The sequence below is a fragment of the Nonomuraea sp. B10E15 genome (assembly GCF_039871615.1).
Taxonomy (GTDB): Bacteria; Actinomycetota; Actinomycetes; order Streptosporangiales; family Streptosporangiaceae; genus Nonomuraea.
Genome location: NZ_JBDPMB010000046.1, coordinates 18,779 through 28,261 on the forward strand (window position 1 = coordinate 18,779; position 9,483 = coordinate 28,261).

At 68.8% G+C, this 9,483-nt stretch carries 10 protein-coding genes and 1 pseudogene; 7 read left to right on the forward strand and 4 right to left on the reverse strand.

Going from position 1 to position 9,483, the window contains the following annotated elements; all coding sequences use genetic code 11:
• Positions 1-134 precede the first annotated feature (134 nt).
• Positions 135-2,384 carry a transglycosylase domain-containing protein gene (locus tag ABGB14_RS49565; RefSeq protein ID WP_347650887.1) on the reverse strand — a complete coding sequence of 750 codons (2,250 nt, stop codon included), beginning with the start codon at positions 2,382-2,384 and terminating at the stop codon, positions 135-137.
• 243 nt (positions 2,385-2,627) lie between these two features.
• Here ABGB14_RS49565 and ABGB14_RS49570 point away from each other — a divergent pair, with 243 nt between their 5' ends.
• Complete coding sequence (locus tag ABGB14_RS49570) at positions 2,628-2,924, forward strand: WhiB family transcriptional regulator (RefSeq protein WP_090771382.1); 297 nt, start codon at positions 2,628-2,630, stop codon at positions 2,922-2,924.
• Between the two features lie 55 nt (positions 2,925-2,979).
• On the opposite strand, the gene ABGB14_RS49575 is transcribed toward ABGB14_RS49570, so the two are convergent.
• Complete coding sequence (locus tag ABGB14_RS49575) at positions 2,980-4,107, reverse strand: ArsA family ATPase (RefSeq protein ID WP_132514715.1); 1,128 nt, start codon at positions 4,105-4,107, stop codon at positions 2,980-2,982.
• Positions 4,104-5,105 carry an ArsA-related P-loop ATPase gene (locus tag ABGB14_RS49580; protein WP_347650888.1) on the reverse strand — a complete coding sequence of 334 codons (1,002 nt, stop codon included), beginning with the start codon at positions 5,103-5,105 and terminating at the stop codon, positions 4,104-4,106. The genes ABGB14_RS49575 and ABGB14_RS49580 overlap by 4 nt, the downstream gene beginning before the upstream one ends.
• A gap of 119 nt (positions 5,106-5,224) precedes the next feature.
• Between ABGB14_RS49580 and ABGB14_RS49585 the strand changes: the two genes are divergently transcribed.
• The 4 genes from ABGB14_RS49585 to ABGB14_RS49600 are packed head-to-tail and all read left to right on the forward strand — an operon-like array spanning position 5,225 to position 7,475.
• Entirely contained in the window at positions 5,225-5,380 is a 156-nt protein-coding gene (locus ABGB14_RS49585) for a hypothetical protein (protein WP_165959776.1), read from the forward strand.
• Complete coding sequence (locus tag ABGB14_RS49590; protein ID WP_347650889.1) at positions 5,377-5,835, forward strand: RidA family protein; 459 nt, start codon at positions 5,377-5,379, stop codon at positions 5,833-5,835. The genes ABGB14_RS49585 and ABGB14_RS49590 overlap by 4 nt, the downstream gene beginning before the upstream one ends.
• A gap of 54 nt (positions 5,836-5,889) precedes the next feature.
• Positions 5,890-6,687 carry an NUDIX hydrolase gene (locus tag ABGB14_RS49595; protein WP_347650893.1) on the forward strand — a complete coding sequence of 266 codons (798 nt, stop codon included), beginning with the start codon at positions 5,890-5,892 and terminating at the stop codon, positions 6,685-6,687.
• Positions 6,684-7,475: an MBL fold metallo-hydrolase gene (locus ABGB14_RS49600; RefSeq protein WP_347650890.1), complete on the forward strand. Its 792-nt coding sequence runs from the start codon at positions 6,684-6,686 to the stop codon at positions 7,473-7,475. Before ABGB14_RS49595 ends, ABGB14_RS49600 begins: the two co-directional genes overlap by 4 nt.
• 15 nt (positions 7,476-7,490) lie before the next feature.
• On the opposite strand, the gene ABGB14_RS49605 is transcribed toward ABGB14_RS49600, so the two are convergent.
• On the reverse strand, positions 7,491-8,171 hold the full coding sequence (locus ABGB14_RS49605; RefSeq protein WP_347617301.1) for a Crp/Fnr family transcriptional regulator: 681 nt from the start codon (positions 8,169-8,171) through the stop codon (positions 7,491-7,493).
• 213 nt (positions 8,172-8,384) lie between these two features.
• Between ABGB14_RS49605 and nth the strand changes: the two genes are divergently transcribed.
• On the forward strand, positions 8,385-9,107 hold the full coding sequence (nth, locus tag ABGB14_RS49610; RefSeq protein ID WP_347650891.1) for an endonuclease III: 723 nt from the start codon (positions 8,385-8,387) through the stop codon (positions 9,105-9,107).
• Between the two features lie 40 nt (positions 9,108-9,147).
• Positions 9,148-9,483, forward strand: a pseudogene (locus ABGB14_RS49615) (coenzyme A pyrophosphatase); the annotation flags it as partial.

Sequence of the window (9,483 nt, forward strand, 5' to 3'; positions counted from 1 at the left end):
GGCCCACGCTAGGAGTTGGAGCGCGCTCCAACGCAAGCCCAGCGTCTATCAGGGATAACGGGCGCTGAACACCTTTGCGGCGCGGGATGCTCGTGTAGATCGGCCGCAGCGACCGCGTGCAGACCCGCCTCCGGTCAGCCGCGGTCGCGCCAGCCCCCGGGCCGTCCGTCGCCGCCACGGCCCTCCCAGGGGGCCCGGTCACCGTCACCGGGCCAGTCACGGTTGCCCGGGTCGAAGATGTCGAGCGGGCCCCTGTCGCCTCGCCGGTCGTCGCGCTTCTTCTTGGGCTTGGGCGCGCAGTTGTCGGTGCACCCGCCGAACCGCGACTTGTCGACCGACGTGAAGTGCCGCGGCTCGACCCCTTTCAGAGCCGAGAGCATCGAGTCTTTCCAGATGCGCCCGGAGATGGAGGACCCGTACACGTACGGGTAGTAAGTGCCGCCGATCCTGATGCCGATCAGCTTGTGTGCCGAGGTGCCGCGCGGGTCGCCGAGGCTGACCGCGGAGGCCAGGTTGGGCGTGTAACCGGCGAACCATGCCGACATGTAGTTGTCGGTCGTGCCGGTCTTGCCGGCCGCGTCCCTGCCGATGCCGCCCACGCCGCTCATCGTGCCCTTGGTGAAGACGCCCTCCAGGATGCCGTTGACCGCGTCGGCGACCTCTTCGTCCAGCGCCTGGGAGCACTTCGGTTTGTACTGCTTCGTCGCGCCGTTACGGTCCGTGATCTCGGTGATGGCCAGCGGCTTGCAGTATTTTCCGCGGGCCGCGAACACCGCGTACGAGTTGGCGATCGTGACGGGGTCGACCTCGTTGACCCCCAGCGTGAACGTCTCCACCTCGGAGAGTTTCTGGCCGTCGGCCCGCTTGACCCCGAGGCGCTTGGCCATCTTGACGACCTTGCAGAGGCCGACCTCCTGCGACAGCTTGACGAAGAAGGTGTTGACCGACCCCCACGTGCCGGTCTGCAGGGTCTTGAAGCCGCCGCCGCCCTCGCTGGAGTTGCGCACGGTGTGGCTCGGGTCGCCGACGTTCTTGCCTTCGCAGTTCTTGAACGAGCTGTAGCTGCCGGCCTTGTAGCCGGAGGGGGAGGGGAAGCCGTCGCTGTACTTCATGCCCTCTTCCAGGGCGGCGGCCAGCGTGTAGACCTTCGCCGTCGAGCCCTGCTGGAAGCCGCGCCCGCCACCGTGCGCCGCGTCGGCCACGATGTTGTAGCTCATCTCGTTCTTCTTCTTGCTGCCGCCGAACTTGCGGGAGGCGGCCATGGCCTTGATCTCGCCGGTGCCGGGCACGATCATGGCCTGCGAGGCGACCGGCTTGTCCTTGGTGCTGACGTACTTCTTGATGGCCTTCTCGGCGGCGGCCTGCATCTTGGGGTCGATCGTGGTCTTGATCTTCATGCCGCCGCGCTGGAGCAGCTTGCGGCGCTCGTCCTGGTTCTTGCCGAAGTCTTCGTTGTTGAGGATCTCGTACTGGACGTAGAGGCAGAAGTACGGGAACTTGCTGGACTCGCAGCCGCCGGACATCTTGATGTCCTTGTAGCCCAGTTTCTCCTTCTTCGCCTCGGCGGCGTCCTTCGGCGTGATCTTGCCGATCTGGGCCATCCGGTCGAGCACGACGTTGCGCCGTTCCAGCAGCCGTTTGCGGGAGTCGGAGTCGACGTTCGGGTCGGTGCGCGCGGGGTTTTGCACAGCGCCGGCCAGCGTGGCGGCCTCGGCGAGGTCGAGCTCGGAGGCGGGCTTGTCGAAGAAGCGTTTGGCCGCGGCCTGGATGCCGTGGGCGCCGGCGCCGAAGTAGGCGATGTTCAGATATTTCTCGAGAATCTGGTCCTTGGTGTACTTCTTCTCGATCGCCATCGCGTAACGCAGCTCGGTCAGCTTGCGGGAGATGGTGGGCGCGATGGCCGCCTGGTATTCCTCCGGCGTCTCAGCCTTGTTGACCAGCACCTGCTTGACGTACTGCTGGGTGATGGACGAGCCGCCCTGCGTCACGCCGCCGCTGGTGAAATTCTTCATCAGCGCTCTGGCCGTTCCCTCCACATCGATCGGTCCGTGCTGGTAGAAACGGAAGTCCTCGATCGAGATGAGCGCCGTCCGCATGATCGGCGCGACCTTGTCGAGGGGCACGGACTGACGGTTTTCGAAGTAGAACCAGGCGATCTTCTTGCCGTTGGCATCGAGCAGCTCGGTCCGCTCGGGCAGAGGAGGCTCATCGAGGTTTTCCGGCTTGAGGTTGAGCCCTTCGACGGCGCTCTTCGTGGACATCCCGGCTCCGCCGACCGCCGGCAGCGCCACGGCGGCCGCGAGCACCCCGGCCGCCGATCCGGCGATGATCAGTCGCAGGATGTTGAGGACGGGGTTGGAGCGATCTTTGCCGCGAGCTTGCACGCTACCTAGCGTACGTCGAAACGGTGACCGAACCGGTAGCGCGACACCATTTCGCCTTGACTGATGGGGGTGACTAGTCATTCCCGGTCAAGATCAGGCCCGAGAAATTGGTCCTCTGGGGTCTGTCGGCCCGAACGTCTCGTTGCGTACGTTCTCCCTGCGGCAACTGAATACGGAGGCTCGGCGCCCGCGCCCGTCGGCCCCAAATGACGACTGACCACCTAAGGGGAGTGGGGTCGAAAAATGTGGATCACGGATTGGACCTCCCGTGCCGCCTGTAAGGGTGCGGATCCGGATGCCCTGTTCGTGCAGGGCGCCGCGCAGAACAGGGCGAAGCTCATCTGCCGGGGTTGCCCGGTCCGCACCGAGTGCCTCGCCGATGCGCTGGACAACCGCATCGAGTTCGGGGTGTGGGGCGGCATGACAGAACGAGAACGGCGTGCACTGCTTCGTCGGCGTCCTGACGTCGACTCGTGGCGAGACCTGCTCGAGTCGGCCAAGGAAGAGTACGAACGAACCAACGAGCTGATCGCGGGCTGATCAGGCCCACGAGCGAGTACGGCCGGCGCCGTCCGTCGGCCGTACTTTCTCTTTGTCAGGCGGTCGCCAGCAGGTCACCGATCTGTCGCAGACCTGTGAGATCGTGAACGTCCTCGGACATGGCGCGGACCTGCACCACGGGCACCGTGGGGTGGGCCGAGGCGAAGTGCTCCTGCTCGCGGCTCTCGCGGGCGGTGAGCTGCATCCGGCCGGCGTGCAGCCGCAGCACGGCGGCGGTCAGCTCATGCTCGCCCCTCGACTCCAGGTCTTCCGCGGCCGCCGCGCTGCGGGCGGCTGAGAGCGCTGGGGCGGGCGACACGTGCACGCGGTTGACCACGAGGCCGGCCAGGGGCATGCGCTCCTCGGCCAGGCGCTCGACGAAATAGGACGCCTCGCGCATCGCGTCGCGCTCGGGCGCGGCCACCACGAGGAAGGCCGTGCCCGGGGCCTGCAGCAGCTGGTACGTCATCTCGGCCCGCTGCCTGAACCCGCCGAACACGGCGTCGAGCGCGGACACGAACGTCTGCAGATCCTTGATCACCTGAGCGCCGAGCAGCTTGGTCATCGCGCCCGCCATCAACCCGAACCCGGCGTTGAGCAGCCGGAACGCGCTGCGCCCCCCGGCCTTGGCCGGAGCCGTCAGCAGCCTGATGAACCTGCCGTCGAGGAAGCGCCCGAGGCGCTCGGGAGCGTCGAGGAAGTCGAGCGCGTTCCGCGAGGGCGGGGTGTCCACGATGATCAGGTCCCACTCGTCGGAGCGGCGGAGCTGGCCCAGTTTCTCCATGGCCATGTATTCCTGGGTGCCGGAGAAGCTGGACGAAAGGGACTGGTAGAAGGGGTTCGACAGGATTTGCCGGGCCCGCTCGGGATCGGCGTGCGCCTCGATGATCTCGTCGAACGTGCGCTTCATGTCGAGCATCATGGCGAACAGCTGGCCGCCGCCCTCGGGGGAGCTGACGAGGCGCGGCGTGTTGTCCAGCTCGGTCAGCCCCATCGACTGGGCGAGGCGCCTGGCGGGGTCGACGGTCAGCACGACCACGCACCTGCCGCGCTCCGCGGCGCGCAGCCCGAGCGCAGCCGCGGTCGTGGTCTTGCCCACGCCGCCGGCGCCGCAGCAGACGATGATCCGGGTGCCCTGGTCGTCGAGGATCGCGTCGATGTCGAGGGTGGCGGGCTTCTTCACGCTGCTCCCTGGGTGCGCATGCTCTCCGCGAGTTCGTACAGGCCGGCCAGGTCGACGCCGTCGGCCAGCAGCGGCAGTTCGTAGCTTTTCAGGCCCGCCTCGGCCAGCGACTCGCGCTCGGCCTTCTCCAGCTCGGTGCGGTGGGCGTGTTCGACGAGCTCCTCGGCGAGCGCCTCGGCCATCGCCGTGGCCTCGGCGCCGTCGGCCACGCCCGCGGCCTTGAGCCCCAGCACGAGCTCACCGGCGTCGAAACGGCCCTTGACAGCCGTGTCAAGGGCGGCCTGCGGCAGCAGCGACTCGCGGACCATGTTGACGAAGATGCCGCCGGGGGGCAGGCCGGCGGCGCGGAGCTCGGCGACGCCGTCGAGCGTCTCCTGGACCGGCATCTCCTCCAGCAGCGTGACGAAGTGCACGGCGGTCTCGGGGGATTTCACCACGTTGTTGACCAGTTCGGAGTGGTTCTTGATGGGCCCGACCTTGGCCAGGCCCGCCACCTCCTGGGTGACGTTGAGAAACCGCGCGATGCGGCCGGTCGGTGGAGCGTCCAGGACGACGGCGTCGTAGATCCGGCGGCCGTTCCTGCCCCGCCGGCGTACGGCCTCGGTCGTCTTGCCGGTGACGAGGACGTCGCGGAAACCCGGTGCCACGGTGGTGGCGAAGTCGACGATGCCCATCTTGGTCAGCGCCCGGCCCGCGCTGCGCATCCCGTAGAACATCTCCATGTATTCGAGCATGGCCGCTTCCGGGTCGATGGACAGCGCGAAGACGTCGCCGCCCGAGGGCGCCACCGCGATCTTGCGCTCTTCGTACGGCAGCGGCGGCAGGTCGAAGATCTGCGCGATGCCCTGCCGGCCCTCCACCTCCACGAGCAGCACCTTTCGGCCGCCGGAGGCGAGAGCCAGAGCGAGAGCGGCGGCCACGGTCGTCTTGCCGGTGCCGCCCTTGCCGGTGACCACGTGCAGCCGCACGCCGGCCCAGTCCGTGTCCGGAGAGTCCACGATTCGAGGCTACCGAACGGTCACTTGTCGAAAGCCGACGACCACCCTTTGAGATTGCTCACACTGGGGCCGCGTCGGTGGAAGGTGGTGTCAGCGGTTCTTGTGAGACGCTGACAGCCATGAAGAAATGGGAATATCTCACAGCCCCGGTGTTGATCCACAACACCAAGATGATCCTCGACAACTTCGGCGCCGACGGCTGGGAGCTGGTGCAGATCCTGCAGGGCGCCACGCCCGAGCAGCTCGTCGCCTACTTCAAGCGGGAGAAGCAGTGACGCCTGAGCAGAAGATCGAAGAGCTGGGCCTGACGTTGCCGCCGCCCGTCGCGCCCGTGGGCTCCTACGTCGCCACCGTACGCACCGGCGACCTGGTCTACACCTCGGGCCAGGTGCCGATGCTGGAGGGCAAGCTGCACCAGACCGGCAAGCTCGGCGTCGACCTGGGCACCGACGAGGGCCGGGCGCAGGCCCGCATCTGCGCGCTCAACGCCGTCGCGGCGCTCAAGGGCGAGCTGGGCGAGCTGTCCAGGGTGCGGCGGATCGTCAAGGTCGTGGTGTTCGTGGCCAGTGCACCCGGCTTCACCGAGCAGGCGCAGGTGGCCAACGGCGCCAGCGATCTGCTCGCCGAGGTCTTCGGGGAGCAGGGCAAGCACGCCCGCAGCGCGGTGGGTATGGCCGTGCTCCCGCTGGACGCGCCCGTGGAAGTGGAGCTGATCGCCGAAGTAGCCTGAATCGGGATATGTCACCATGACCGAGTGATGTTCTAAGGAGGTCAGGTGACCGGAATTCCGCTTCCAGCCGAGCTCGCCGCGCGGGCGCGGGACGTTCTCGCCGGACGGGTGGAGCCGGTGCCCGCGCGGGACGCCGCCACCGTGGTGTTGCTGCGCGAGGGCCCCGAGGTCTACCTGCTCCGGCGCAAGTCCACGATGGCCTTCGCGGCGGGCGCGTACGTCTTCCCCGGCGGCTCCGTGGACGAGCGCGACGCCGACCAGGCGGTCGCCTGGGCCGGGCCGTCCCCCGCGGAGTGGGGCGCGGTGTTCAAGGCGAGCGAGCGGCTGGCGCGGGCGCTGGTGTGCGCGGCCGTACGCGAGACGTTCGAGGAGTCGGGCGTGCTGCTGGCCGGGCCCGGGCCCGGCTCCGTGGTCGCCGACACGACCGGCGACGACTGGGAGGCCGACCGGCTCGCCCTCATCGACAGGAGCCTGGCCTTCGCCGACTTCCTCGCCCGGCGCGGCCTGGTGCTCCGCTCCGACCTGCTCAAGCCGTGGGCGCACTGGATCACGCCGGAGATCGAGCGCAAGCGCTTCGACACGCGCTTCTTCGCCGCCGTGCTGCCCGACGGGCAGCGCACCCGTGACGTGGGCGGGGAGGCCGACCAGGTCGTGTGGCAGCGCCCGGCCGAGGCGGTCGAGCTGGCGCGCCAGGGGAAGATCTTCCTCATGCCGCCCACGCACCGGACGCTCACCGAGCTGGCGGCCTGCGGCAGCGTGGGCGACGTCCTGGCGACGCCCAGGGAGATCGTGCGCATCATGCCCAGGGCGGTCGAGATCGAGGGCGAGATGCGGCTGGTGGTGGCTCCGTGAGCGGTCTGCGCATCCCGATCGGCACGCCCGACGGATCCCGTACGGAGCACGCCGAGAACCTGCTCGCCCCCAACCCCTCCGCCATGACGCTCGACGGCACCAACACGTGGGTGATCGGCGCGGGCGAGGAGGTGCTGGTCGTCGATCCGGGGCCCGAGGACGAGTCACACCTTCAGCGCGTACGCGACCATCTCGGCGAGCGCCGCGTCACCGAGATCCTGCTCACCCACGGCCACTTCGACCACAGCGGCGGCGCCAGGCGCTTCGCCCGGATGGTGAACGCTCCCGTGCGGGCTCTCGACCCGCGCCACCGGCTGGGCGACGAGGGCCTCGCCGACGGCGACGTGGTGACCGTGGCAGGGCTGGAGCTCCACGTGTACGGAACGCCTGGCCACTCGTTCGACTCGCTGTGCTTCTGGCTGCCCGCGGACAGGGCGATGCTGACCGGCGACACGGTGCTCGGCAGAGGCACCACGATCATCGCCCGCGACGGCGGCCTGGCCGACTATCTCCGCAGCCTCGACCGGCTGAGGGCGGCGGCGGAGAGCATGGAGGCGCGGGCGCTGCTGCCGGGCCACGGGCCTGTGCTGCCCGACCCGATCGGGGCGCTCGACGGCTATATCGCGCACCGGCGCGAGCGGCTCGACCAGATCAGGGCGGCGCGCGAGCAGGGCGCGCGCACGGCACGCCAGATCGTCAAGATCGTGTACGCCGACGTCGACCGGTCGCTCTGGCCGGCGGCGGAGATGTCGGTGCTGGCCCAGCTGGACTATCTCGACGCCTCCTGACCGGCGGGCCGGCGGCTATCTGGAGCGGTTGTAGAGCCGGTCGATGTCGAGGATTACCACGGCTTTGGCCTCGATGCGCAGCCAGCCGCGCTGGGCGAAGTCGGCCAGCGCCTTGTTGACCGTCTCGCGGGAGGCGCCGACGAGCTGGGCCAGCTCTTCCTGGGTCAGGTCGTGGTGCACCCGGACGCCGTCGTCGGTCTTGATGCCGAACCGCTCGGCCAGGTCGAGCAGCTGCTTGGCCACTCGTCCGGGCACGTCGGTGAACACCAGGTCGGCCAGCACGTCGTTGGTGCGGCGCAGCCGCTGGGCGAGCGCGCGCAGCAGGTGCAGGGCCACCTCGGGCCGGCCGGTCAGCCAGGGCCGCAGGTCGTCGTGGCCGAGCCCGGCCAGACGCACCTCGGTCAGCGCGGTCGCCGTGGCCGTGCGCGGCCTCGGGTCGAACAACGACAGCTCACCGAACATCTCGCTCGGCCCCAGCACGCTGAGCAGGTTTTCCCGCCCGTCCGGCGACGTGCGGGAAAGTTTGATCTTGCCGTCGAGCACGACGTAGAGGCGGTCGCCCGTCTCGTTCTCGTGGAAGAGCGTCTGTCCTTTGGGCAACTGGACCTCGGTGATGCTGGTGCGCAGCGCCGCGGCGCTCTCGCGGTCCAGCGCGGCGAACAGGGGGGCCTTGCCCAGCACATCTTCGGTGTTCACACTGCCTCCTCTGCTGCCATTGTGACTCACCCCACTTCGGGCGGCACACACAGGTTATGGGAATGCCGGGGTGTTCCGGGCATGCCCGTGTTGATCGGGTTTACCGGATTCCGGGAGGAAAGTTACCCGACGCACCTCTGGGTGCCCGACAGGAGGCCACCCGCTGCGGCCATCGCGGGTTCAACCGTTTGCCAGAGCTTCTACTCTTGCGGCATGGCCACGAACGCGGCGGGGCGCAAGCCGGAGACCCAGCTCGCACGAGTGCGGCGGGCGCGCAAGATGAACCGCATCCTCGCGGAGACCTATCCTGATGCTCATTGCGAGCTCGACTTCACCAACCCCCTTGAGCTGCTGGTGGCGACCATCCTGTCCGCGCAGTGCACGGACAAGCGGGTCAACATGGTCACTCCCATCCTGTTCGCGAAATATCCGTCGGTGGCCGACTACGCCGCCGCCGACCGGTCCGAGATGGAAGAGATCATCCGCTCGACCGGCTTCTTCCGCGCCAAGACCAACAGCATCATCGGCATGGCGCAGGCGATCTGCGAGCGCCACGGCGGCGAGGTGCCTGGCCGGCTGAAGGACCTGGTCAAGCTGCCCGGCGTGGGCCGCAAGACGGCCAACGTGGTGCTGGGCAACGCGTTCGACGTGCCAGGGCTCACCGTCGACACCCACTTCCAGCGGCTGGTGCGCCGCTTCGGCTGGACCGACGAGACCGACCCGGTCAAGATCGAGCACATCGTGGGCGAGCTGCTGCCCAAGCGCGAGTGGACGATCTTCTCCCACCGGGTGATCTGGCACGGCCGCCGCATCTGCCACGCCCGGCGCCCCGCGTGCGGCGTCTGCCCGCTGGCCGCCCTCTGCCCCTCGTACGGCACCGGTCCCACGGCCACCGCCGAGGCGGCGAAGCTTGTCAGGAACGGCCCCTTCTCCTGAACAGGGGAAGTGATCGACGCCACGGCGTGTTGGAGGATGCGTGACACAAGTGCCCGACTGGCTCGACACCCTGGCAGCGCAGGCACAGCGGGCCCGAGTGCCCCAAGCTCTGCGACCACCAGTGACAGGCGGGAGGGAGGCGGCGGTGCTCATGTTGTTCGGCGACGGGCCGCTCGGGCCCGACGTGCTGCTCATCCAGCGCAGCAACCGCGGGCGCAGGCACCCTGGCCAGCCCGCGTTCCCCGGCGGCGGCGTCGACCCCGCCGGCGTCCACGTGCTGGGCACGATGCCCGAGCTCTACCTGAGCTTCAGCGACAACCGGGTCACGCCCGTGATCGCCTGGTGGCGCGAGCCGTCCGCGGTGCACGCCGCCTCA